Origin of the sequence: Paenibacillus sp. MMS18-CY102 (assembly GCF_009789195.1) — a bacterium.
Taxonomy (GTDB): Bacteria; Bacillota; Bacilli; order Paenibacillales; family Paenibacillaceae; genus Paenibacillus_T.
In genome coordinates, this window is sequence record NZ_WSTC01000015.1 from 1 (window position 1) to 23650 (window position 23650).

22 protein-coding genes and 1 riboswitch are annotated in these 23650 nt (G+C 54.7%); of the genes, 8 read left to right on the forward strand and 14 right to left on the reverse strand.

The window, feature by feature from the left end; translation table 11 throughout:
* Positions 1-256 precede the first annotated feature (256 nt).
* Positions 257-478 carry a hypothetical protein gene (locus GON22_RS12590; protein ID WP_237179135.1) on the forward strand — a complete coding sequence of 74 codons (222 nt, stop codon included), beginning with the start codon at positions 257-259 and terminating at the stop codon, positions 476-478.
* A 147-nt stretch (positions 479-625) separates the two neighbouring features.
* Here GON22_RS12590 and thiO read toward each other — a convergent pair whose 3' ends face one another.
* The 7 genes from thiO to GON22_RS12625 all read right to left on the reverse strand — a co-directional run bounded on the left by thiO (position 626) and on the right by GON22_RS12625 (position 8379).
* Positions 626-1759, reverse strand: a complete 1134-nt coding sequence (gene thiO, locus GON22_RS12595; RefSeq protein WP_160396453.1) for a glycine oxidase ThiO — start codon at positions 1757-1759, stop codon at positions 626-628.
* Positions 1741-2571 carry a thiazole synthase gene (locus GON22_RS12600; protein ID WP_160396454.1) on the reverse strand — a complete coding sequence of 277 codons (831 nt, stop codon included), beginning with the start codon at positions 2569-2571 and terminating at the stop codon, positions 1741-1743. The genes thiO and GON22_RS12600 overlap by 19 nt, the downstream gene beginning before the upstream one ends.
* Before the next feature lie 3 nt (positions 2572-2574).
* Complete coding sequence (gene thiE, locus GON22_RS12605) at positions 2575-3462, reverse strand: thiamine phosphate synthase (RefSeq protein WP_160396455.1); 888 nt, start codon at positions 3460-3462, stop codon at positions 2575-2577.
* Positions 3459-4565 (reverse strand): ThiF family adenylyltransferase, encoded by a 1107-nt coding sequence (locus GON22_RS12610; RefSeq protein ID WP_160396456.1) that lies wholly within the window; start codon positions 4563-4565, stop codon positions 3459-3461. Before GON22_RS12610 ends, thiE begins: the two co-directional genes overlap by 4 nt.
* Entirely contained in the window at positions 4558-6318 is a 1761-nt protein-coding gene (gene thiC, locus GON22_RS12615) for a phosphomethylpyrimidine synthase ThiC (protein ID WP_160396457.1), read from the reverse strand. Before thiC ends, GON22_RS12610 begins: the two co-directional genes overlap by 8 nt.
* A 320-nt stretch (positions 6319-6638) precedes the next feature.
* A riboswitch (TPP riboswitch) is annotated at positions 6639-6744 on the reverse strand.
* 60 nt (positions 6745-6804) lie between these two features.
* The gene (locus GON22_RS12620; RefSeq protein WP_160396458.1) at positions 6805-7983 is read right to left on the reverse strand and encodes a glycosyltransferase family 4 protein; all 1179 of its coding nucleotides are present in this window, start codon (positions 7981-7983) and stop codon (positions 6805-6807) included.
* Positions 7984-8070: 87 nt separating this feature from the next.
* A complete protein-coding gene (locus GON22_RS12625; RefSeq protein WP_160396459.1) occupies positions 8071-8379 on the reverse strand; it encodes a hypothetical protein in 309 nt (102 codons plus the stop codon).
* 172 nt (positions 8380-8551) lie between these two features.
* On the opposite strand from GON22_RS12625, the gene GON22_RS12630 reads away from it, so the two are divergent.
* On the forward strand, positions 8552-9316 hold the full coding sequence (locus tag GON22_RS12630; protein WP_160396460.1) for a tryptophan-rich sensory protein: 765 nt from the start codon (positions 8552-8554) through the stop codon (positions 9314-9316).
* Between the two features lie 92 nt (positions 9317-9408).
* Positions 9409-10197 (forward strand): archaetidylserine decarboxylase, encoded by a 789-nt coding sequence (gene asd / locus GON22_RS12635; protein ID WP_160396461.1) that lies wholly within the window; start codon positions 9409-9411, stop codon positions 10195-10197.
* A 569-nt stretch (positions 10198-10766) separates the two neighbouring features.
* On the opposite strand, the gene GON22_RS12640 is transcribed toward asd, so the two are convergent.
* Positions 10767-11552: a helix-turn-helix domain-containing protein gene (locus GON22_RS12640; RefSeq protein WP_160396462.1), complete on the reverse strand. Its 786-nt coding sequence runs from the start codon at positions 11550-11552 to the stop codon at positions 10767-10769.
* Positions 11553-11726: 174 nt separating this feature from the next.
* Here GON22_RS12640 and GON22_RS12645 point away from each other — a divergent pair, with 174 nt between their 5' ends.
* From GON22_RS12645 to GON22_RS12665, 5 genes are all read left to right on the forward strand, one after another.
* Positions 11727-13037, forward strand: a complete 1311-nt coding sequence (locus GON22_RS12645) for an aminotransferase class I/II-fold pyridoxal phosphate-dependent enzyme (RefSeq protein WP_160396463.1) — start codon at positions 11727-11729, stop codon at positions 13035-13037.
* Positions 13038-13117: 80 nt separating this feature from the next.
* The gene (locus tag GON22_RS12650) at positions 13118-13951 is read left to right on the forward strand and encodes an HAD hydrolase family protein (protein ID WP_160396464.1); all 834 of its coding nucleotides are present in this window, start codon (positions 13118-13120) and stop codon (positions 13949-13951) included.
* Between the two features lie 17 nt (positions 13952-13968).
* Complete coding sequence (locus tag GON22_RS12655) at positions 13969-14751, forward strand: DUF817 domain-containing protein (RefSeq protein WP_160396465.1); 783 nt, start codon at positions 13969-13971, stop codon at positions 14749-14751.
* A 51-nt stretch (positions 14752-14802) separates the two neighbouring features.
* On the forward strand, positions 14803-15198 hold the full coding sequence (locus GON22_RS12660; protein ID WP_237179136.1) for a phasin family protein: 396 nt from the start codon (positions 14803-14805) through the stop codon (positions 15196-15198).
* Complete coding sequence (locus GON22_RS12665; protein ID WP_160396466.1) at positions 15195-16877, forward strand: ABC1 kinase family protein; 1683 nt, start codon at positions 15195-15197, stop codon at positions 16875-16877. The genes GON22_RS12660 and GON22_RS12665 overlap by 4 nt, the downstream gene beginning before the upstream one ends.
* 13 nt (positions 16878-16890) lie before the next feature.
* On the opposite strand, the gene GON22_RS12670 is transcribed toward GON22_RS12665, so the two are convergent.
* The 6 genes from GON22_RS12670 to GON22_RS12695 form a co-directional block, all read right to left on the reverse strand.
* Positions 16891-18261, reverse strand: a complete 1371-nt coding sequence (locus GON22_RS12670; RefSeq protein WP_160396467.1) for an ABC transporter permease — start codon at positions 18259-18261, stop codon at positions 16891-16893.
* Positions 18200-18967: an ABC transporter ATP-binding protein gene (locus GON22_RS12675; protein WP_272898788.1), complete on the reverse strand. Its 768-nt coding sequence runs from the start codon at positions 18965-18967 to the stop codon at positions 18200-18202. The genes GON22_RS12670 and GON22_RS12675 overlap by 62 nt, the downstream gene beginning before the upstream one ends.
* A gap of 145 nt (positions 18968-19112) precedes the next feature.
* Positions 19113-20336: an S-layer homology domain-containing protein gene (locus GON22_RS12680; RefSeq protein WP_160396468.1), complete on the reverse strand. Its 1224-nt coding sequence runs from the start codon at positions 20334-20336 to the stop codon at positions 19113-19115.
* Positions 20337-20444: 108 nt separating this feature from the next.
* On the reverse strand, positions 20445-22076 hold the full coding sequence (locus GON22_RS12685) for a DEAD/DEAH box helicase (RefSeq protein WP_160396469.1): 1632 nt from the start codon (positions 22074-22076) through the stop codon (positions 20445-20447).
* Positions 22077-22124: 48 nt separating this feature from the next.
* Positions 22125-22907, reverse strand: a complete 783-nt coding sequence (locus GON22_RS12690; protein WP_160396470.1) for an SDR family NAD(P)-dependent oxidoreductase — start codon at positions 22905-22907, stop codon at positions 22125-22127.
* A gap of 154 nt (positions 22908-23061) precedes the next feature.
* The gene (locus GON22_RS12695; protein WP_160396471.1) at positions 23062-23520 is read right to left on the reverse strand and encodes a chemotaxis protein CheX; all 459 of its coding nucleotides are present in this window, start codon (positions 23518-23520) and stop codon (positions 23062-23064) included.
* Positions 23521-23650 lie beyond the last annotated feature (130 nt).

Below are 23650 nucleotides of genomic sequence, written 5' to 3' on the forward strand. Positions count from 1 at the left end.
GGTTCGCCGTTTTGCAACCCTTATTTCACAATTCTGGCCACCTGAGCTTGCTATGTCTTGGTGGCCGGTTTATTCAAGCATAGATTCTCACACTTGCCAGTTAATCTCGTGAACTGCATAAGTCCTGGTACTATATCAAACCTCATACAATTTTGTAAATATGGTGTTTTTAGCGGACAGATCCCATATTTTTCTAGACAGACTCTTTGCCGTTTTTTAAAATAGAGCTAGACAACGTTCAATGGAGGTGGGCAGTATGGGCAATAAAAACATGAAGATTAGAGTGGCATGGATCATTCCCAATGTGTTTATGTATGTTCTTTTCTTTGGTTTCGGCTCATTTGTGCTTAGCCATGCAAATGGGTTACGAGACATTAACCGGCTAGGCATCTGGGTTTTCATGTTGATCATGCTGCTGTGTATCGCCTTATTCGGCTCCTATCAAATCCGCTCTTGGATAAAACAAGGGAAGATATAAAAAAACTTGAATGGCAAGAAACCATTCAAGCAACTTATGGTGAACCCCTTACATTTTATAAAAAGAGAGGTTTTTCTCCCCTATTCTTACTTTGGTGCGCTCACCGACTGAATAGGGTAGGTTTTTCTCCCCTAATCACACAACTGCTCAATGCGCCACCGTCGAAGCCCCGAACCGCTCCGGCCGAAAAGCATCGATTGAAACGCCAGTTTTCGTTCCATCCAGCAGATCGCCTACCAACTTAGCCGTCCCCGGACTGAGCAATATGCCGTTGCGGTAATGGCCAGCCGCCAGAATAATATCCGGCTTGCCCGCCAGAACGCCAAGCAGCGGCTGACCGTCCCGCGTCGCAGGCCGAAGGCCCGCCCACCGGCGAACCGTCTCGCGCCCTTCCAGAATGGGCAACGTCCGGTCCGTCGCACGGATCAGGCGGTCAATGCCCCGTTCCGTTACCGTCGTGTCGAAGCCCGCTACGTCCTCCGATGCGCCGCAGACGACGGTACCGTCGCATTTGCCAACCCAATATGCCTGATTGGAAAACACCATATGGCGCACTTCGCCGGCAGCGGCCTCGAAAGCGCAAATCTGGCCGCGAATCGGATGAACGTCCATCTTGATGCCTAGCGCCTCTTCATAAGCGCCCGACCATGCGCCGGCGCAAACGACGAGACGGTCTCCCTCGTATCGGTCTCCTGTCGCCGTCACAAGGGCAACGCCTGATGCCGAACCGTGCAACACTTGCTCGATAGCTCCAGCGTGCGCAACGAGCCGAACGCCGAGCCTTCTGCATGCTTCGAACAGCGCCGCCACCAGCTTCGGAGCGAACACATGGCTCTCCGTCGGGCTGTACAAGCCTGCTGCCGCCTTCGCCGTCACATTCGGCTCCAGCCTGTGCAACGCCTCGCCCTCCACGATCTCGGCATTCGCGCCGTACCGGTTCTGCCAGATGAGCCGAGTCTGCATTGGGAGCACGTCTGCGTCATGGAATGCCACATTCAAGCTGCCCGTGCGCAGCCACTCGACATGATCGCCAGAACCTTGCTCAACCGCTTCGACCCATTCCGGGTACTGCCGCAGGCTATATTCGCAAAGATGAAAGAAAGCATCCGGCTGCTCGGTGTTCTCCGAATAAGGAGCCAGCATGCCTGCCGCTGCGCCTGATGCCTGCCCGCCGAATCGGCCGGGCTCGACAACCGTGACGCGCTTGCCACGCCGAGCTGCCTCGAAGGCGCATGACAATCCGATAATGCCGCCGCCAGCAATTAAGACATGCTCGGCCATGCTTGCACTCCTTCTCCAACTTGCCGTTCAAACATATTGCCTGCAAGATCGCTGCTGGCGGAAGCATACTTCTTGCGCGGAATGCGTCCCGCCAAGTAAGACAAGCGCCCCGCTTCAATCGCCAGCCGCACCGCACGCGCCATCGCGACCGGATCCTTCGCCTTAGCGATCGGCGTATTCATCAGCACGGCGGAAGCGCCCAGTTCCATCGCCTGTGCCGCATCCGCTGCTGAGCCAAGGCCAGCGTCGACGATGATCGGCACTTTCGCTTCCTCTACGATCAGCCCAAGGAGATACGGGTTTAAAATGCCCAGCCCCGTACCGATTGGTGCGCCGCCCGGCATGACGGCCGCAGCGCCCGCTTCCTCTAGCCGCTTGCACAGAATCGGGTCATCCGATGTATAAGGCAGCACGTTGAAGCCTTCCCGAACAAGAAGCTCCGTCGCCTTCAACGTCTCAATCGGGTCAGGCAGCAGCGTCCTTGGATTCGCGCTAATCTCGACTTTTATCCAATTCCCTAGTCCAGCCGCACGCGCTAGCCGTGCAATACGGACGGCTTCATCCGCCGTATTAGCGCCTGACGTATTCGGCAAGTAGACGAGCTCCCGATCCGCCATATGCTGCAATACCGAATCGTCTTCCACCTCATCCAAGTTAATTCGCCGCACGGCGAAAGTTACGACCTCTGCGCCTGAAGCTTCCAATGCCTGCTGAAGCACGAAGGGGCTAGGAAACCTTCCCGTTCCGAGCAGCAGCCTTGAGCCGAGCGTCGTGCCGCCGATTACGAGCGGATCTTGATAAATGCCAGCCATGCATTAACCCCCTCCTACAAAATGAACAAGCTCGACCGCAGCCCCATCACGAATCGGCGTCCGCTCCCACGCGGCCCGCTCCACGATTTCGCCGTCCAGCTCAACGACCATGCGGCGCTTTTCGAGCCCGTGCTCCGCAACAAGCTCAAACACCGTACGTGCCGCCGTACGCGTCTCCCTGCCATTCACGTTCACGCTTACGCCGGCCTCTGCAGCAAAGCCTGCCCGTGCGATACGCGCAGTGTCCGCCGCTGCTATCCACTCTTTGAACGAACGGCATACTGCCGCTGGATCAGGTGCGCCAACTACCGCAGAAACCGCACATACTCTGGTCGCGCCTGCAGCCAGAACGGTGTCGACGTTATCGAGCGTAATGCCGCCAATCGCGACGAAAGGTATCGCCAGAGAATTAGCTACTTCCGTAACATAGCTCGTCGTGACTGCGGCTTTCCCTGGCTTCGTCCCCGTTGGATACACAGGTCCAACACCAATGTAATCGGCACCACCCGCTTGTGCTGCCAAGGCATGCGCAAGCTGATGCGTCGAGATGCCGATGATCGCATCCTGCCCAAGCCGCTCCCGCGCCTCTGCAAGCGACTGGTCATCCTGCCCCAGATGGACGCCGTCCGCCCCAACCTCCAGCGCAATGTCGATATAGTCATTAATAATGAGCGGCACACCGTATCGCTTCGTCAACTCCCGCAGCACGCGCGCTTGCTCTAGCAGCTCCCTCTGGCTAGCGGTCTTATCGCGCAGCTGTACGATATCCGCGCCGCCGATTAGCGCCTGCTCCATCACATCAGCAATTGTACGTCCCGGGTGATAATTCGCGCCCGTAATGACGTATAGCCGAATGCCCTCATGAAAACGCGTTTGCCGCCCTGTCATCATCTTCGCTGCTCCCCTCCTGCAATTGCATATGATCCCTCAGCCAAATAAGCTTGGCATAAACGTACGGCTTCTTCGACATCCGGTGTGCCCTGTACGATAACGCGGCCGTCACGGAACAGCACCAATCGCCGGCCTTCCGGCAGCAACGCGCGCACCAGGTACGGATTAATTGTCAGCTGGCAGCCGCGATTCGCCAAGCCCTCCTTGATGCGGTCCATGTTGACCGCGTACCCGAGCGTCACTTGGACGGAATCCCGCCCGCACATTGCCACTGCCGCAAAAGGCACGCTCTCGCTGCGGTCCGCAGCCATGCTTGCCTCCACGCGCTGCTGTCCGCAGTGCGGACAGCCCGGCCGTGCAGCCGGCAGCTTCGCTTCACGGACGCGGAACGCCCATACGTCCGCGCTCACCCACGTGCCGCGCATAGCGCCGCGATTGCCGCTCAACCACTTGAGCGCCTCTGCCGCTTGCAGCGCGGCAACAAACTCGACCGCCGGCGAGATAACGCCGACGGTGTCGCAAGTGTCGGCGGCGGCTTCGCCCTCCTCCGAATCGCCGCCAATCAAGCAGCGCAGGCACGCTGTGCGGCCTGGCACGAGCGATGCGCTCATGCCCTCCGAAGCGGTCACCCCGCCATAAATAAGCGGGATGCCCCGCTGGAAGCAGGCATCGCTCAGCACCAGTCGCGATGCCGCATTATCGGTGCCATCAAGCACAAGGCTGATGCCCGCCAGCAACCCGCCAACATTATGCGCACCAACGTCAGCAACATGCGCCTCAATCGTAATCGTGCTATTAATTCGCCGAAGCTTAGCTGCTGCCGCAACCGCCTTGGGCATCGCACTTCGTGCATCGTCCTCGTCGAATAGCATTTGCCGCTGCAAATTGCTAGGCTCAACGAAGTCGCGGTCGGCGATCCGCACGACGCCGACGCCTGCGCGCACCATATGCTGCGCAAGCGAAGCGCCCAATGCGCCTGTGCCGACGATCAAGACGCTGGAAGAGCCGAGCTGCGCCTGCCCCGCTGATCCGATCGGGCCAAACCGGACTTGGCGGGAATAGCGCTCCGCCGTATCCAGCGGGAGCGCCTCCTCCTTAGGCATAGATCGTGCCGCCCTGCGTTTTGAACGACTCCGCTTTCTCCTTCATGCCGGCCTCGATTGCTTCCTCTGTCTCAAGGCCATGCTCCGCTGCATAATCGCGAATATCTTGCGTAATGCGCATGCTGCAGAACTTCGGCCCGCACATGGAGCAGAAGTGCGCTGTCTTCGCCGCTTCAGCTGGAAGCGTCTCATCGTGATACGACATCGCCCGTTCCGGGTCAAGCGACAGATGGAACTGGTCGCGCCAGCGGAACTCAAACCGCGCCTTGGACAGCGCATTATCACGGATTTGGGCGCGTGGATGGCCCTTGGCAAGATCCGCCGCATGCGCCGCTATTTTGTAAGCAATAACGCCTTCACGCACGTCATCCTTATTCGGCAAGCCTAGATGCTCCTTCGGCGTCACATAACACAGCATCGCCGTGCCGAACCAGCCGATCATCGCCGCGCCAATCGCCGACGTGATGTGATCATAGCCAGGCGCGATATCGGTCGTTAACGGCCCGAGCGTATAGAACGGCGCTTCATGGCAAATTTCCATTTGCTTATCGACGTTTTCCTTAATCATGTGCAGCGGCACATGGCCCGGTCCCTCAATCATGACCTGAACGTCATGCTTCCAAGCGATCTTGGTCAGCTCGCCCAGCGTCTCCAGCTCTGCGAACTGTGCAGCATCGTTGGCATCGGCAATCGAGCCTGGACGAAGGCCGTCGCCGAGCGAGAAGGTCACATCGTATTTTTTCATAATCTCGCAAATCTCTTCAAAGTGCGTATACAGGAAGTTTTCCTTGTGATGCGCGAGGCACCAAGCTGCCATAATGGAGCCGCCGCGAGACACGATGCCCGTCACCCGCTTCGCCGTCAACGGCACATAACGGAGCAGAACGCCCGCATGGATCGTAAAGTAGTCGACGCCTTGCTCGGCCTGCTCGATCAGCGTATCGCGGAATACTTCCCAGCTTAGGTCCTCGGCAACGCCGTTCACCTTCTCCAGTGCTTGATAGATCGGCACTGTGCCGACAGGGACAGGGGAGTTGCGAATAATCCACTCCCGCGTCGTATGAATGTTTTTGCCCGTCGACAAGTCCATGATCGTGTCCGCGCCCCAACGGGTCGCCCACGTCATCTTCTCAACCTCTTCCTCAATGGACGAGGCTACCGCTGAGTTGCCGATATTGGCATTAATTTTTACGTGAAAATGGCGCCCGATAATCATCGGCTCACATTCCGGATGGTTAATGTTCGCTGGAATAACCGCTCGGCCTTCCGCTACCTCTTGGCAGACGAACGCAGGCTCCATGCCTTCGCGAATCGCGATATATTCCATCTCCGGCGTAATGATGCCTTGCCTCGCATAATGCATCTGGCTAACGTTGCCGCCTGATTGCGCGCGCAGCGGCTTGCGCGACAATCCTGGGAATAGCTCCGCGCCCTTCTCTGTGGCACGCTCTGCGTTTAGGAATCCGTTATCCTCCGGCTTTACTTCACGCCCTTCGTAGCTCTCTGAATCCGCACGCTCCGCGATCCATGCGCCGCGAACAGACGGCAGCCCGCGGCGAATGTCCGCCTCGTAAGCTGGATCGGTATAAGGGCCGCTCGGATCGTACACACGAACCGGCTCGTTAGGCGTCTCCACCTCACGGATAACGCTTGGCTCCAATGCAATTTCCCTCATCGGCACGCGCAGGTCCTCCCGCGATCCGGTTACATATACTTTGCGGCTGCCTGGCAGCGGCGTTGATAATACTGGCATAATAAAAAACCCCCTCAAGGAATATAGGAACTCCCTAGGGGGCGCAGCTTATAGAATCATCGAATTGTATCGCGGAAACAGAACAGGTTAGAAAACCCGCCGTTCTTTCAGTCCGTCTTCCTTCGTCGGCTCGGCTTAAACAAATAAACCGCTCCCGGCGAAGGGAGCGGTGAAAGGCGCCGTCTAGCGCGGGAAGCGCCGAGCAGCAGCTATCTGCTCCCCGTCTGCTCATGGCTTCATGGCCTGTCGACTATACGGCGCTTCGTGAAGCATCCGTATCATCGGCGCCAGCATGCAGCAGCTGTCCCGCGTAACGTTCTGTACGCACAATCCCACTTTCCTACGCTGGCATGACCCAGATCAGGTTCAAAGGGACCAAAGCATTACGCTTTATCTCAGCCTCTACAGGCGCCCCTAGTGGATTTCCTGAACAAACTATAACGCCCTTCGTTCAGGTGTGTCAATCTTCTTTTTTCCAAAATGCGGCTAAGGTTCGCTCGGCTGCTCCCTGAGCATAAGGCCAGCCATCCGCGCGTAGCGTTCAGCCGATGCTTGCCATGTGAAATACGTTTCGGCTTTCTCCCGGCTCCGCCTGCCCATGCTCTGCCGCAGTTGGTCATCTGTTAGGAGCTGGTCTAGCTTCTCTAGCAGCTCTTGCGCAAGCCGCGACGGTTCGGCAAGAAAGCCCGTTTCCCCGTCTTGAACAACCTCGCCGATCCCCCCGATGCGAGCTGCGACGACCGGAATGCCAGAAGCCATCGCTTCAACGTTGACCAGCCCGAACGCCTCCCGCCTGATTGAAGGAACGGCAACGACATCAGCCCCTATCAGCCAGTCCGGCACTTCATGGTATGGCACATACGGCACGAAACGAATGCGATTGCCTAACGGCGCAGACAACCGCTTCAAACGCTTTGAATAAGCCGTCATCCGGTGCGATCCATAACCGGGGCTTCCGACGATGACGAGTATGGCATTCGGATGCCTCGCAACCAGCTGTGGCATCAGTTTAACGAGATGATGCACGCCTTTGAGCGGGATAAGCCTGCCAAGGAACAGCACGACTTTTCGCCCTGTCCACCCTTTCGTTTGGCGAATCCTCTCTCTGCGTGCAGCCCCTTCTGGCGTATGCATGGACCGAAACCGCTCCGTATCGACGCCTAGATGGACGACGGCAATTTTGGAAGCGGCCTCCGGCACTTTCGATGCTACGGTATCGCGCAAATAATAGCTGTTTACGATAATTTTTTCCGCCAACCTGCAGCTTTGCCTTAATTGTTGAATGCCGATATAGGAAGGTTGAATAAACGTTGAAGAATGAAGATTGAGCCACAACCGGGCATGCGGGTGCTTCCGCTTGAGCGAGAGCAGCATCCGCGGGCGGTTCTCCACCTCGATCACATCGGGATGAAAGCCTGCCAACGCGCGGCTTACGCAGCGGGCGTATGTCACTTTGCTTGCTGCCGGATAACGCTCGCACATGACGCCGTTCCATCGCCCCTTGCGCGGAAGCCCTTTAGCGGTTCGCCCATAAATCCGCGTTTCCGCCGTTGCTGGCAGCCGTGGGACGATTTGCTCCACAACCCGCTCAACGGAGCTGCTTTTCGCAGATGGCAACGGGTATGATCCAGGTGTTACAAATGCGATTTTTAGCGGACGGGACATCAGCCTTAGCCTCCTCCTGCCGCACATACCAGCACGGCTATGCTACACCAGCATACGCGGCGGGCAAGCCGTTCGCGACGTCCTGCCCTAGGAATCGGGCTTATTCGCTTTGTGTTGAACGAGTGCAGCGCCACCCAACCTCGCAATCGAATGAACGGCCAAATAAGCTGCCGCTGCTAGCAATGCAGGGCTGAGCAAAATGCTGTGAATTTCGGTCATAAATACCGTATCATTCCGAAGGGTCCGAAATGTAGCTGCTCCGATGACAGAAGCTGCAACAACTAACGCGAGCGCTGCAGCGCCATCGGCAAGCCGTGCTGCAAGGCGGCTCATCCCGCATATCCATCCAATGACTGACGCTCCCGCGACAGCAAGCATTCCTATGGCCCATTCCATATCATAAACGCTCCCTACACGCATGTGATTTCTTGCATAGCATCTTCGTTTGCAGAGCCCTTTATAACTGCTTAACCGCCATCGGGATATTTTTTTTGGACAAAAAGCCTATGAATCGCCGATTTGGCGAATATATAGCCTATAGCACTTATTTATAAGGAGGCTTCCGACGATGCCAAACCCACGCTATCGCTTGCTAAACATCGCGATGCTCATCGTTGTGCTCATCGTAAACGCACTTGCAGACCGGCTGCCGATTGGCGGCGTTACGACAGGCGAGGTTTCTGCGCAATTCCCGACGCTAGTGACGCCTGCAAGCTATGCTTTTATCATTTGGACGCTCATTTATGCACTGCTGATCGGATTTGCCATTTACCAAATGACGCCAATTGGCGCGAGCAAGCCGACTGTTCAAGCCATTGGCCCGTGGTTCGCCGTCACTTGCGCATTAAACGTTGCGTGGCTGCTCCTCTGGCATTATTACAAAATCTCCAGCAGCGCCTATGCCATGCTCGCCCTCTTGCTGTCGCTCGTTTACATTTACACGCGTACGAGACTAGCTGCATCCGAGCCAACGTTCGGAGAACGGCTCTTCGTCTGGCTGCCATTTAGCCTCTACTTCGGGTGGATCACCATCGCGGCAATCGCCAACCTCTCCGTCGTGCTAATGGTTCACGGCAGCGGCTGGAACAGCTTAAGCTTAAGCCCGGCTGCTTGGGCGATCGGGTTCATCCTTATCGCAACGATTCTTGGCTGCCTCATCGGCTGGCTGTTCCGTGATTCAGCTTACCCAGCCGTGATTGCTTGGGGGCTAATCGCCATCGCTGTCAAACAGCACGCCACCTTCACGGTCGCAATCGTTGCAATTGCAGGGGCTATTGTGGTTTTGATGCTGTCATTTGGGATTTTGGCAAGGCGCATTCGCAAACGCGCTTAAGCGGATTCATATTGATTTGTCGCCGCGGATGTGGCACACTAATTCGGAGATAATTGTAGCTTTTGCAGAAGAAAGGACGTGAAGGGACCGGCATGTGGACTTGGTTGTTTCGCGCCATGACGGAATTAACATCCCGCAAATCTATTTCACGGCTGACCGGCGGCTTCGCACAATCCGCTGTAAGCCGCAAGCTTATTCCGCGCTTCGCCAAAATGTACAACATTAAGGTCGAAGAAGCCGAGAAGCCGTTACACCAATATGCAACGTTAAATGAATTTTTCACACGCCGGCTGAAGCCAGGCATGCGGGCAATCGATCAAGACCCAGCTGGGCTCGCCAGCCCAGTAGACGCGCTCATTACCGGCTGCGGCCCGATTGAAGCAGGCACGATCCTCAACGTGAAGGGGCAAGACTACACGATTGAAGAGTTGCTTAACCGTTCCCCGCGCACGGAAAACTACAAGAACGGCTACTATGCTGTCCTTTACCTGAGCCCGACCGACTACCATCGCATCCACGTTCCAGTTGACGGGATCGCAGAGGAACGGGAGCATATTCCCGGCAAAGTGTACCCGGTCAATGAGTTCGGGCTGCGCCACATGCGCCGCGTGCTAAGCCGCAACGAGCGCTTAGTCACCTACATACGCCACAATGCAGGCGAGGTCGCCGTCGTCAAGGTTGGCGCCATGAACGTCAGCAGCATCCGTTTCGCCGAACCCCAGACGCGAGAAGTGGCCAAAGGCGCAGATCTCGCTTACTTTGAATTCGGCTCCACGGTCGTCCTGCTCACCGAGGATGGCACCTTCATCCCGCGAGCGGACTTGAAGGTTGGCCTGCGCGTCAAAATGGGCGAGAAGCTCGGCCAACTGCGCTCTAACTAGAGCTAAGTGCGTGCCACACTGCTATGACATGGCCAGCATGGCACGAGCAATAGCCAAAAACCCCGATGGGCTCCGTATAACTGGAGCGCCATCGGTTTTTTGGCTTCCTGGCGTAAACTAAACTTTGCTCGTTGTTACTCTCAACCTCAGTTAGTACAACGTTCCAGCCAAGCGGTTACCCTCCACCCCACTTGTACAACGTCCCAACCAAGCGGCCGCTCCTTTCGCGTCGCTCCATTGCAATTCATGCAGTGAAAACCAGCCGTTTGCTCCCGCACAACTGCTCCCATTGCATTACGTACAATCGCACACGCTCATCAGCCGCTTTTAAAACCAGTTTGGCACTTCCAAGACATTTCTAATTGCACAATTTGCAATGGGAGATGCTTGCTGCCTCGCTCACTATGCAGCCATTGTACGTTTTGCAATGGAATGAACCGTATATGGCGTTTCATCGATATAGGCATTTCACTCAGGGGCGCTACTTTTTCGCGACAGGCCGCTCGCACGCGCTCTCATAGGTCCAGGCTCGCCGCCCCTCCCCACCTGCTCCCCAAAAAAACAACCCGTCAGCGAATTTCTGACGGGTTGCGGCCGGTGTACTGCTTGAACTGCCGACTGAAGAAAAAGATGTCCCGATAGCCCAGCGCATCAGCTACCTCGGTTACGTTCATTCCCGCATGCGCGAGCAGATGCTGTGCACGCTCAATTCGGGTCCGAATCATATACGTTTGAACCGATTGCCCAATAAACTCTTTGAACTTAATTGAAAAATACCGTGGCGACAGCTGCGCGCGCATCGCCAAATCCTCCACCCGGTGCGGAACGCCGGGATGCTGCCGAATATAGTTGGCGATTTCATGAATCGCCTCTGTCAGTTGGTTGCTTGCTTTCTTCTCCAATGCGGGCTCACGGTCAGCGCGCAGCAGATGTATCATCATCTGGTTGAGCAGCAGCCTCGCCTCTTCCTCGGCCGCGAACGTCTTCACTAAGAACAATCGCACATATCGGGACAGCATGTACTCAAAATCAACCGTCTCATCCAGCACCCGATACCGGTTCGGCACGAATGCAGTCGACCCATTCACGTCAAAATGAATGTAAGTTAGCACTAGCGGTTTTTGCGGATTATGGGTCGCACTCGTGAAATCCCCTGGACGGAACAAAAAACAGCTGCCCGCCCCTACTTCATAAAAAGCGCCGTTGAGCTCCAGCTCGCCTTCGCCGCTCCACACATAAAATAGATCATAATTCGCCATCGGTTTCTCCCGCTTTTGCCACTTCCAGCCTGGCTCGCAGACGATCTTGGCAAACGCGGACAGCAATACGAACGATGACGGCGCAACATCCAGCATATCGCCCCTCCGCTTCCGTCTCTGCCCATTTGCAGTCATCTTACCGCAGACAAATTTTTTTTACAATGAGAATGACTCTTGATCTTCAAAAAATGTTATAATAGCACCCGAAAGCTTACATCAGCGCTCACATTGTGTGCATAGACGAATTATTCGGAAGGATGGAAAGAATCCATGAATCAACTTGCTCAGCAATTGAACGAAACGTTGGAGCGCGAGAATGCCCACGTGTACGCCATGCTGTCGAATCTCGGCCGAGGAATCTATTTCCCGAAGGTAGGCATCTTGAGCCAGTCAGCTGAGGCAAAAGCAAAAGCAAAAAAATTCAATGCCACGATCGGCATCGCGATTGAGAACGGCCAACCGATGCACCTTAATGTTATTCAAGAAACCTTGTCCGCGTATGAGCCGAAGGACATTTATGAATATGCGCCGCCTGCCGGCAAACCCGAACTTCGCAGCGCTTGGCGTGCGAAGATGATTAAAGAAAACCCTTCGATCGAAGGCAAAGGTTTCGGCACGCCTATCGTAACGAATGCACTGACGCACGGGCTTAGTATCGTGTCCGACCTGTTCGCAGATGCAGGCGATGCTGTCGTCATTCCGAATAAAAACTGGGAAAATTACGAGCTCACCTTCGGCGTTCGCCGGGGCGCAGAGATCGTTGAATATGAGCTCTACAATAGCGAGAACCGTTTCAATAGCGCAGGCCTGCGCGAGGCGTTGCTCGCACAGAAAGACAAAGGCAAAGCGATCGTAATTCTGAACTTCCCGAACAACCCTACAGGTTACACGCCTAACGCGCAAGAAAGCGACGAGATCGTTGCGGTAATTCGCGAGGCTGCTGAAGCTGGCATTAACGTTGTAGCAGTAACCGACGATGCCTACTTCGGCCTGTTCTTCGAGGATTCCGTTCACGAATCGCTGTTTGGCAAGCTCGCTGGCATTCACGAACGCGTTCTGACGATTAAGGTCGACGGCGCTACGAAGGAAGAATATGTTTGGGGCTTCCGCGTAGGCTTTATTACGTTTGCATCGGCTTCCGAAGCGCTGCTCTCCGCATTGGAGCAAAAAACGCTCGGCATCATCCGTTCTACGATTTCCAGCGGCCCTCACCCGTCGCAAACATTCGTGCTGCGCGCGCTGCAAGCGCCAGAATTCGAAGCGCAAAAAGCAGAAAAATACGATATTATGAAGCGCCGCGCCAACCGTGTCAAAGAGCTTCTCGATAGCGGGCGTTATGGCGATGTTTGGGAATACTACCCGTTCAACTCGGGCTACTTTATGTGCCTGAAACTGACGAAGGTTTCAGCAGAAGACGTTCGCCAGCACCTGCTCAGCGAATACGGCATCGGCACGATTGCCCTTGGCGAAACGGACCTTCGCGTCGCATTCTCTTGCATCGAAGAAGGCGATCTGGAAGAGCTGTACGATACGATTTTCAAAGCGGTCAACGAAGTGTTGAACGTTAAAGTAAACGCATAGATTGCCACATCAATAAAGCCGAAGCCATGATTGTCATGCCTCCGGCTTTTTTATATTTTGGAGAGGAAGTGTATGCCCCTATGTCCCGCTACATACTAACCGATCTTGATGGCACCCTGCTTACGTCAGGTGCCCAGCTTTCCGATTACACCGTTCGCATCTTCAACGATGCGCTTGAGGCAGGCGCTGTTATCAGTTTTGCAACGGCCCGCAGCTACCAAAGCTCGATGGCGGCCACGTCCCGAATCCTTTGGCGCTATCCACTCGTTCTCTATAATGGGAGCATGCTCTTCGACCCCGTTCATCATAAAGTGCTTGGCGGGCATTGGCTCGAAAATGGCAAAACGAATGAAATCATTTCCATCGGCCGCGAAATGGCACTTGTCCCGCTTTTATTTGCCTTAGATGATGCCGATCGTGAGCGTGTTCTGCATGAAAGGTTAACGCGGGAAGGCGACCAGCGTTTTTTCGCAAGCCGCCCCGGCGACCCGCGCTTCACCGAGGTAAGCCTGCTTCAATGCCCACCCTCCTATCGGACGCTAATCGTGACCTACATTGGGCTGCGCGAGGAGCTTGAACCATTGTTCCACGCCATAACGGAGCGATATGGTGCGGAGGTGCATGTGCATTTTATGCGGGATACGTACATCGGCAATCATTACTTTCTTGAAATCTCCCACCCGCTGGCCAATAAGGAGCATGGCATGCGGCTATGGTGTGAGCATGTAGGCTGCCTGCCGGAGGATGTGACTGTATTCGGAGACAACCTGAATGATATTGGGCTGTTCAAACGGGCAGGCACTCGGCTTGCGGTATCCGGTGCGCATCGCGAGCTTAAGCTGATGGCGTCACGTGTCATTGGCAGCAATGATGAGGATGGCGTCGCCAAAGAAATCGAAACGTACTATTTTTGAATGAAAGGGAGGCGTGGATGATTACGCACCGCCTAGCACAATTCATCCGATTTGGCTGGATTCAAGCCATTTCCTGCATGTTTGCTGTCGTCATTTTCGGTGCGATGGCGGTCACCAAGTATATGCCGATTCCGTTCATCCCGCGTTATGATGCCATTCTGCTCATCTGTATCATGATGCAGGCTCTCCTCATCTGGACGAAGCAAGAGACGCTCGATGAATGCAAGGTCATCATCGTATTCCATCTCATCGGGCTTGCGCTGGAGCTGTACAAAGTACAGATGGGCTCATGGGCATATCCCGACGAGGGGTGGAGCAAAATCGGTGGCGTACCGCTGTATAGCGGATTTATGTATTCGAGCATCGCGAGCTATATTTGCCAAGCTTGGCGCCGGTTCGATATTCAAGTTAGCGGCTGGCCGCCCGTCTGGATGGGGATAGGCTTGTCGGTCGCCATTTATGCGAACTTTTTTACGCATCACTATTTTTACGATGTTCGTTATCTGCTTATGCTGGCGCTGCTGCCCGTGTTTGGCCGCTCGGCCTTTACGTACAAGATCAATGGGCAACGGTATAAGATGCACGTTATTCTTAGTTACCTCTTAATCGCATTTTTCATCTGGATCGCCGAAAATATTTCGACATTCATGGGGGCATGGACGTACCCGGACCAGACAAACGTCTGGCGCCTTGTGCATATAGGCAAGCTCGGGTCATGGTTTTTGCTCGTCATTATATCCATCATTATCATTACAGAGCTCAAGCGTTTCAAGGATAAGGAGCGAATTTGCGTTACTTAACCAGTGTGGTAGAATCAACCTAAAAGAACCAAAACCAAGGAGGTTGGCGCGATGATGAAGGAACTGATTCAGAAGGCGGTATCGCTCGGTTTAGGCGCAGCAGTTGCATCCAAGGAGCAGGCGGAGAAGCTGGTCGAGGAACTTGTAAGCAAGGGAGAAGTCAGCAAATCTGAATCGAAGCAATTGGTCGAGGAGCTCGTCCGCAAAGGCCAAGAGACGCAGGTGTCCATCGATGCCCGCTTCAAGGAGTATGTGCGAAGTGCGCTTAATGAGGCCCATCTCACAACGCGTGACGAATATGTCAAGCTTCAGCAGCAGGTCGCCACTCTGGCGTCTCGCGTAGCCGAGCTTGAAGCTGCCCTTGCCCAGTTCCAGCCCTCGCCATCTTTGGACAAAGCGGCGAGCGGCGCTCCTGATGCGGCGGCTGCTTCGACGGGAGAGCAATGATCGGGCTAAGCCGCCGAATTCGGCATCTGCAGCGGTATCGGGACATCGCCAAGGCGTTCGTCCGCAATGGATTCGGTTATCTCGTCAAGGAGCTTGAGCTAGCGGAACGAATTCCGCTGCCCGGGCTCCGTTCCAGCGTACGCCGTGACACCGGGTCCAAGACGACCGGTGAACGCGTACGCTTGTTTCTTGAGGAGCTTGGCCCTACTTTTATCAAAATCGGCCAAATCGCCAGCACACGCCCCGACCTGCTTCCAGCTGACATCATCGATGAACTTGTAAAACTGCAGGACCATGTGCCGCCTATCCCCTTTCAAGAAGCGGCTGATGTGCTCGAATCAGAGCTTGGCGGACCGATCAGCGAGCTATTCTCTGAATTCGAGGAGCAGCCGATTGCTGCTGCTTCAATTGGCCAAGTCCATCTCGCCAAGCTGCCAGATGGCAGGCCGGTCGCTGTGAAGATCCAGCGGCCGAATATCCGGGAGCGCATTGAAACAGATTTGGAAATTCTCGATCAATTGTCCCGAATGGCGGAACATCGGCTCGAATGGGCTGCGCGATATCAGCTGCGCGACATGGTCAGCGAACTGGCCATGTCACTGCGCGCAGAGCTGGATTATACGATTGAAGGCCGCAATGCCGAACGAATGGCCAAGCCGGTTGAGCGAGATAAGCATGTGCACATTCCGGCTATTCACTGGGATTATTCGAGCCGCCGCGTGCTGACCATGGAGTACCTGTCGGGTTGCAAGGTGACTGATCTGGACGGGCTCGCACAGTTAGGATTCGCGCCGAAACAAATCGCAGAACGGGTAACGACGATGCTGTTTCGCCAAATTTTCGACGAAGGCCTCTTTCATGCAGACCCGCATCCGGGCAACCTCGTCATTATGAGCAACGGCGTTATTGGCCTGCTTGACTTCGGCATGGTCGGACGATTAACGCCTGCGATGAAGCAGCACTTCGGATCGCTTATTATCTCGCTGAGGCGGAACAGCACAAGCGGCATCATTCGGGCGATCGAAGCGATGGGGGCCATTCCCGAAGATACGGATATGCGCAAGCTGAGGGACGACATCGATTTGCTGCGCGATAAATATTACGATGTGCCGCTAAGCCAAGTAAGCCTTGGCGAATCCGTCACCGACCTGTTCGCCGTCGCATATGCACACCGCATTCGCATTCCGTCTGACTTTACATTGCTGGGCAAAACGCTGCTAACGCTCGAAGGCGTCGTATCCGCGTTGGACGCCTCCTTTAGCATCGTCGACGTCGCGGAGCCGTTTGGGCGCAGGCTGTTTTTGGACCGGCTTCACCCGCGCTCGTTCGCGGATCAGGCGCTTCGCCATGTTGGCGAGTATGCCGATCTGATCGCAGACTTGCCGGATAAGCTGCGCGATATAGCGAATATGCTGCGCAAAGGAAAGCTCCGGCACGATATATCCGTACCGGAGCTTGACACCTTTCTGAAAAAGATGGATCGCGTCGGCAATCGGCTCTCTTTCAGCATTGTATTGCTGTCATTCAGCATTATTATGGTTGGCCTTATTGTCGGCTCCTCGCTCGGGCGCCAGTCGACGTTCATCTGGCAGTTCCCCGTCATCGAGATCGGCTTCGGCATTGCCTCGTTAATGTTCGTTTTCCTCTTATATGCCATCTTCCGATCGGGCCGGTTCTAACAAGCCGGCTCGATCAGTCCAGCTCCGCATCCTTCGCAATTTTGCGCCGCAAAACGCTTGGCCGCCGCAGGAAGCCATACGCCGCGGCAACAATTGGCGGCGCAAATGCCGCAAGCCATTGGGCATGCAGCACAAGCACAACACATGCCGGCACCCATATAAGCAATAAACAAATGATATAAGCGATTCGGTCTACCCGAATTAATGACTCGACACGCCTATGGTCCGGCAACGGATAAATATGGCGCCATACCGCAAATTTATGCGATTGGCGAAGCGTTCCGAGCTGAAGCCCGATAACAGCGGCAAATATGGCGTAAACGGCGAATGCGCCCCAGCCAGCGAGCCATACGGCATCGCCAAGCCAATATAAAACGAGCATGCCAAGCAGTAAAATTCGGACCAACATGCCGCCAAGCTCCGTCCGAATCAGCGTCATCACATACATATACGTATACGTGTTGCTCTGGGAGAAACGCACTCGCTGCCCAAGCCAGCTTAAGTACGCTCGCCTTGCAATGCGAGGCGCGTGGGTTGGAACGTCGATGAAGAACGAGAAGAAACGGTAATACCGCCGGCGCGTCCTCGCTTCTTCGCGAATAAGCGTATCCCAAGGCAAGCGGTGCCGGCGAGGCAGCCGATACAGGGCAGCAAGCAGCAAGCCAGCGAGCAGCCCAAGCGCAATCGCCTTCCACGGGGCAAGCCGCAATAAAGCAGCTAGCGTTAACGCCGTCAGTGCCCAGCGCAGCAGCCGCAGAGCGAGGCGGGAAGAAGGCTCGGCTGCCCTTCTCTCCTGCCAAGCGCCGGCGATATTGCCGGCCTTAAGCGCCATTAATGCCACAAGGAGCATCAACGCTCCGGCTTCTCCGCTTCCATGGGAATATAAGGGCCAGTAGACAAGCAGTGCCGCCCCGGCTCCCAGCATGCCCGGCACGCCATTGTAACGGAAAGAGCGCTGTATATAGCTCCTCATTGCCGCTTCACGCGGCAAAAGAAACACGCTGTCTGCTGGCAGCAGCCACGTGCGCAGTGGATTCCAGCATACTGTAACCATCAGCAAAACGACGCCCACTGCCGTGATCGGGAAAGCTTCCGGCAGATGGCGCAGCAGCTGTGCATAGCCGATCGCCGCCACGATGATGCCCAGCATCATAAAGCCTGGGAATCCACTCATCGCCATGTAGCCTAAGTAAGGCTTTATCTCCTTGCGAAACGCCCCAGCCCGAATCGACCATAGCTTGTCAGGCTCGAATGGCTCCGGCGGCAAAATTGAACTTCGCTTCGCTGTTCCAACAGCGGGCGTCCCCTTCAATCGTTCCGCCCTATCGTCCATCGCTTGCTCCCCCGCCTCCAGCGGTGCTCGATACCAGCTTAAAGAAGGCATCGTCCAGCGTCCCGCCTTGCATCTCAGCAGCCTGCAGCACATCATCCAACGTTCCCATCGCTGCAATTCGCCCGTGATGGAGCACAATATAACGGTCACAATACGCCTCTACCGTCGACAAAATATGTGAGCTCATCAGCACCGCCGCACCTGCCCTCTTAACCTCAACTAGACGGTCAAGGAGTGAACGAATGCCAAGCGGGTCCAGCCCAAGGAAAGGCTCATCGATAATATATAAAGGCGGGTTCGCAAGCAGCGCATTCATAATCATGACCTTCTGCTTCATCCCTTTGGACAGATGCTCGGCAAAAGCGCCACGTTTTGCACGCATATGAAATTCGTCAAGCAGCTTCTCCCGCCGATCAACGAAATCATCCCCTTCCACGCCATAGGCCATCCCTGTCAATCGAAGATGCTCATCCACGGTCAGTTCATCGAACAATACCGGCGATTCCGGCACATAGGCGACTGATCCGCGATAAAGCTCAGGCTTTTCCTCTAAGGTTGCTCCGCTGACGCGAACCGAACCCGAATGAGGCGCCATTAGCCCGAGAATATGTTTAATCGCCGTGCTCTTGCCCGCTCCGTTCAACCCGATCAACCCGACGATTTCGCCCGGTTTGACGTCGAACGTCAAGCCATGCAGCACCGGCCTTCTTGGGCTATAGCCCCCAATTAATGACTCCAATTGCAATACTGGCAACAAGCCTCATCACCTCGTCTCTATTGCCCTATTATACCCGATGTGATAGGACAGAAGGAAATGGCCGCGAAACATGGCGAAGCAGTTAGGCGCAAAAAAGGCTGCTTCATGCGGGCTTTCCCGCTTGAAGCAGCCTTTTGCCGAACATCTATTTGATCACGATCAGCTTAACAACGTTATTCTCAACCGTCAGGTCAACAGGGTTGCCTGCTACGAGCTTCGCGAAGTCACCTGTGATTGCTACGTTCGCATCCACGTTAAAGATCGTTGCTTGCGTAGCGCCGTTTACCACCTTCATGATGGAAATCGTCGCGATTTTGCCTTGGGCATTCAAGGAGTAGGAATTAAGAGTGCCGGATTCGACCGTCACCGTCGGCTGCGCCGCCAGCTTCGTTACTTCGATGAAGATGACTTTGTTCTGGTATGTGCGAACGAGCACCTCATCGCCAGCTTTCAGGTCCGCAACAGTTGCTTTCTTATTATCGCGGAAAATAAAGACGTTCGGGTCGAGCGTAAGCGCCACTTCCGTTTTGTCTGCTTTCACAACCGTGATTGCGCCATTAGCTGCGGCTGCTTTCAAGCTGCCCGTAATCGCTTGTGCATCATGGTCTGGCAACTGCGAGTCCGTGCGGTCAAGCAGTGCGGCAAGCTCAGCACGCGTTACTTGCTGGTTCGGGCGGAACGTATTATCGTTATAGCCTGTCACGATGCCCTTGTCCAACGCAACAGCTACATAACCAACGGATCCCGCTGGAATTTGCTTCGCGTCTTTAAAGCTCAGCTTCGTATTAACCTTCGCTTTTGCTTCTGCGTCAAGCTTGAGCGCTTTAACGAGAATCGTCGCTGACCATAGGCGAGTCGCTGGCTTCTCTGGCTGGATCGAATCTTCCGTTTCGCTGAAAAGGTCGTTTTCCAGCGCGACAGCTACGTAACCGACTGCCCAAGGATATTTCTTCTTCAGTTGGTCTGCATCCTTGAAGTTCAGGTCCGTGCTCATCTCTGCCGCCGATTCTGCTTGCTCGCGCAAGCCCATCAGGCGAACAGCTGCGACAATCGTCTCAATGCGCGAAATTTTTTGGGCTGGTTTGAACGAACCGTCCTCATAACCTGTGAAGACGCCCTTCGATGCGAGGCGGACAATATATTCCGTCGCCCATTTCATATCCTCTTCATCTGAGAAGTTGATGTTAATCGTAACTTCGTTTTTATTTTTATCGTCGTTCTTGCCGCCTTTGTCCTTATCGTCATGCTGCCCGCTGTCATTGCCGTGCCTGTCCCCATGGTCTTTCGCGAAAGCAGTAGAAGCACCGCTCATCAATGTCATTACAGCTAGCGAGGAAATCGCAAATTTCTTCCAATTAGTTGGGTTCATAAAAAAAGCCACCTCTCCTGTGTGTGATTACGGTTTCATGCCGTATTTTCCCTCTCGCCCATATCATTCGGGCAGTCGGTTTCACTTTTAGGGGGTGGCTCAAAAAAATTATTCGGATTTATTTTCGTTATTATTTTCGCTGCGTTTCGCCTTCAACCATTTTGGCGCGCCTTTATCTTTCTTTTCCTTCGCTTGTTGCTTCTTCGATAGCGCAGGCTTACTCTTGGCTGGCTTCGCAGCAGCCTCAGCCTTGCCTTTACGTGCTGCTGCCGGCCGTTCGGTTGGCTTCGCATCGAATGATGCGCCCGCGCCAGCCGCCTTGGTTCCTGATGGGCCGACAGCAGGCGTCCCCGTACCGCCAGCAATGGCTGCCCGCTGTGCTGGCTTGCCCGCAAAGGCTGGACGCTCGCTGCCATTGCCCGCGCCGCTTGCTGGCTTCGCCTGGTAGCGGCGCTCAGCCGATTCATCGCGGCGCCGCGATCCTGCCGCCTGATCCGCGCTGCGAACTGGGTGCTCGCTGCTTATCCGTGCCCGCGGTTCGCGGTCCTGCGAAGCGTTCGCGCCCCGGCTTCCGCCGCCTGTTGCGCCGAATTGGCGCGCTTCTTCTGGCGTGCAAAGCTTGCCGCGCATCATTACACGCTCCGTCAGCTCAATGCCAAGACGTTTCGTGAACTTGTCCATAATGAAACGTTCTTGATACGTAATAATCGAGATGACGACGCCCGGCTTGCCCATGCGGCCCGTACGGCCAGCCCGATGCACATAATGGTCAGCATCAATCGGCGGATCCAAATTGATAACGAGCGGCAATCCTTCAATATCGAGTCCCCTTGCCGCGACATCTGTCGCTAACAACAGCTTGCAGCTGCCGCTGCGGAAACGGTCGAGCGTAACCGAACGCCGCTGCTTATTCGCATCGCCATATAGCATTTCAACCGAAAATCCTTCGTAACGCAGCTTCGATTCCCATTGCGCAATATTTTCTGTATCGTTAAGGAATAACAATGCCGACGAAGGATTAATGAGACGAACTAATTTGCGTGCGACATCCACTTTATCCCGCTTATCTACGACGATGAAGTGGTGCTTGATCGTTTCCGCTACCCTTTGGCTGCCCGATACATCGACAAGCTTCGGCTCGCGCATCCATTTCCGTTCCATTCCCGCCATCTCTTCTGGCCTTGTTGCCGAGAAGAACGCCACTTGCCGCTCGCGGGACGTTCCTTTGAGGATGACATCTACCTCTCGCACGGAGCCCAAGTTAAACACTTGGTCCGCCTCATCGATTACAACCTTCGTTACGGAGCTAAGCTTCAGCTTACGCCCTGCAGCCAGCTCATGAATGCGACCTGGCGTGCCGACCACCAACTGCGGCTTGTGCTTCTTCAAGTTATCTACCTGCCGAGATACCGCTGCGCCGCCGATCAACGAGACGACGCGAATGCCTACCGCTTCGCCGTATGCTTGCGCTACTCGCGTAATTTGCATCGCCAGCTCCTGCGTCGGCGCTAGCACGATCGCTTGCACCGACGAGCTTGCATTGTCCAATTGCTCCAGCATTGGCAGCAAGAAAGCAAGCGTCTTGCCGCTTCCTGTCTGCGAGCGTGCCGTAACATCCGCACCTGCCAGCAGCGCTGCAATCGCTTCGCTCTGCACCGCTGTCGGCTCCTTGATGCCAGCTGCCTCAAGCGCATCCGATAGCGGCTGTCCGATTCCAAGTTCTGTCCATTTGGATACCATTTCGTTTCCTCTTTCCATTATCCGTAGTCCTTCTTGTCCGTTCCTATACTACTTCTTATTCAACCAGCGGCCTGCCACTTTGTCAGACAATCTGGGAAATAACTGATACAGCTTCGCGCCCATCGACGCCCAGCCTGGCAAATCAATTTCCGCCTTCTGGCGGCCAATTACGCGTACGACAGCATCCGCTACACGTTCAGGCTTCATCATGAATCCCTTCACATTGCTCACATATGAGCCATCTGGATCCGCAATCTGAAAGAATGGCGTATCGAACGGTCCAGGGTTAACAGCCGATACAACGATGCCCGTGCCCTGCAGCTCCTGCCGAAGCGCGTTCGTAAAACCGAGCATCGCATGCTTAGACGCCGTATAGCCTGTCGACTTAGGCGTTCCGATCTTGCCTGCAATGGAGGCGATATTAACAATTTGTCCGTTTCCTCGCTGAAGCATAAGCGGCAGCACGGCTTTCGTACAACGGACGGCCCCCATATAGTTCGTATCCATCATCTGTTCAAAATGCTCAAGCGGCGCGTCAACAAGACGCTCGAACAAGCCAAAGCCTGCATTGTTCACGAGCACATCAACGCCCCCCAGATCCTCCCAGACCTGAGCCAACACACTAGCCGTTTGATTCGAATCCGTCACATCAAGTGCGTACAGCTTATAACGTTTCTGCCCTCCAGGCAGCTGTGATGCCGCTTGCTGAAGCTTCGACAAATTGCGCCCTGTTAGCGCAACTGTCGCACCCTGTTCAATGAGCTTCACTGCGGCCAGCAGCCCGAGTCCGCTAGAGGCACCCGTTATGACGATTTTTTTCCCGTTTATCATTGTCGCATCACCTGCTACTAGTGTACTTCATCCCTCTATGACACGCAAAAAAAAGACGGCTTTCCCTGCCGTCCATTCGATGAGAACTGTGAATCAAACATTAATCCTTTCTCATCTTTCATAGAAAAAGGCTCCCGCGGGAGCCCTTTTCGTGTTACGATGCGATTAAGAATTGGATGTCTAACTCGCCGAGCCCTTCCATAATGAGCGGAATCGTTAACGTTTTCGCCATTACCAACGACACATCCGGCGAATTCACGACAATCGGCGGCGTAATGTCGACATGCACGCCTTGATTGTACAGCAACGTGCTCGCATTGCCGCTTATCATATTGCCTAGTTCCGAGATCGCGCTTCGGCCAATCTCGTCGATGGATGCAATCGTGAAACCGCCCATCATCGCGGAAACGATCTTCATCGCAACCTGCTCGCTAATGCCGAATATGATATTGCCTGATACTTGACCATGAATGCCAATTTGAATAAATATGTAATTTTCTACTAGCGTGAATTGCTTTAACCCGGGCTTTCCTGGCGCCGGCTTAACTTGAGCGACTTGCTCAATTACTATAATGGCTGATTCCAAAAACGGATTGATGTACTCTGCTTTCATGTAGAGGTAGCGCCCCTTTTCGACAGCGTTCGCGTGCTTCCGTTATTTGTCTCCATTATACTTAAATCATTAGGACAAGTATACTATTTTGTCGACGAATGGTTCTTTATACCCACCTAAGGGAGGAACA

What these genes read in the sequence shown, in the direction of transcription:
- GON22_RS12680 (WP_160396468.1), bottom strand. Translation starts at nt 20,336, where the DNA reads ATGAACCCAACTAATTGGAAGAAATTTGCGATTTCCTCGCTAGCTGTA.
- GON22_RS12655 (WP_160396465.1), top strand. Translation starts at nt 13,969, where the DNA reads ATGATTACGCACCGCCTAGCACAATTCATCCGATTTGGCTGGATTCAA.
- GON22_RS12640 (WP_160396462.1), bottom strand. Translation starts at nt 11,552, where the DNA reads ATGCTGGATGTTGCGCCGTCATCGTTCGTATTGCTGTCCGCGTTTGCC.
- asd (WP_160396461.1), top strand. Translation starts at nt 9,409, where the DNA reads ATGTGGACTTGGTTGTTTCGCGCCATGACGGAATTAACATCCCGCAAA.
- GON22_RS12690 (WP_160396470.1), bottom strand. Translation starts at nt 22,907, where the DNA reads ATGATAAACGGGAAAAAAATCGTCATAACGGGTGCCTCTAGCGGACTC.
- GON22_RS12620 (WP_160396458.1), bottom strand. Translation starts at nt 7,983, where the DNA reads ATGTCCCGTCCGCTAAAAATCGCATTTGTAACACCTGGATCATACCCG.
- GON22_RS12695 (WP_160396471.1), bottom strand. Translation starts at nt 23,520, where the DNA reads ATGAAAGCAGAGTACATCAATCCGTTTTTGGAATCAGCCATTATAGTA.
- GON22_RS12660 (WP_237179136.1), top strand. Translation starts at nt 14,803, where the DNA reads ATGATGAAGGAACTGATTCAGAAGGCGGTATCGCTCGGTTTAGGCGCA.
- GON22_RS12600 (WP_160396454.1), bottom strand. Translation starts at nt 2,571, where the DNA reads ATGGCTGGCATTTATCAAGATCCGCTCGTAATCGGCGGCACGACGCTC.
- GON22_RS12670 (WP_160396467.1), bottom strand. Translation starts at nt 18,261, where the DNA reads ATGCCTTCTTTAAGCTGGTATCGAGCACCGCTGGAGGCGGGGGAGCAA.
- GON22_RS12650 (WP_160396464.1), top strand. Translation starts at nt 13,118, where the DNA reads ATGTCCCGCTACATACTAACCGATCTTGATGGCACCCTGCTTACGTCA.
- GON22_RS12645 (WP_160396463.1), top strand. Translation starts at nt 11,727, where the DNA reads ATGAATCAACTTGCTCAGCAATTGAACGAAACGTTGGAGCGCGAGAAT.
- GON22_RS12665 (WP_160396466.1), top strand. Translation starts at nt 15,195, where the DNA reads ATGATCGGGCTAAGCCGCCGAATTCGGCATCTGCAGCGGTATCGGGAC.
- GON22_RS12625 (WP_160396459.1), bottom strand. Translation starts at nt 8,379, where the DNA reads ATGGAATGGGCCATAGGAATGCTTGCTGTCGCGGGAGCGTCAGTCATT.
- GON22_RS12610 (WP_160396456.1), bottom strand. Translation starts at nt 4,565, where the DNA reads ATGCCTAAGGAGGAGGCGCTCCCGCTGGATACGGCGGAGCGCTATTCC.
- thiO (WP_160396453.1), bottom strand. Translation starts at nt 1,759, where the DNA reads ATGGCCGAGCATGTCTTAATTGCTGGCGGCGGCATTATCGGATTGTCA.
- GON22_RS12590 (WP_237179135.1), top strand. Translation starts at nt 257, where the DNA reads ATGGGCAATAAAAACATGAAGATTAGAGTGGCATGGATCATTCCCAAT.
- GON22_RS12685 (WP_160396469.1), bottom strand. Translation starts at nt 22,076, where the DNA reads ATGGTATCCAAATGGACAGAACTTGGAATCGGACAGCCGCTATCGGAT.
- GON22_RS12630 (WP_160396460.1), top strand. Translation starts at nt 8,552, where the DNA reads ATGCCAAACCCACGCTATCGCTTGCTAAACATCGCGATGCTCATCGTT.
- thiE (WP_160396455.1), bottom strand. Translation starts at nt 3,462, where the DNA reads ATGATGACAGGGCGGCAAACGCGTTTTCATGAGGGCATTCGGCTATAC.
- thiC (WP_160396457.1), bottom strand. Translation starts at nt 6,318, where the DNA reads ATGCCAGTATTATCAACGCCGCTGCCAGGCAGCCGCAAAGTATATGTA.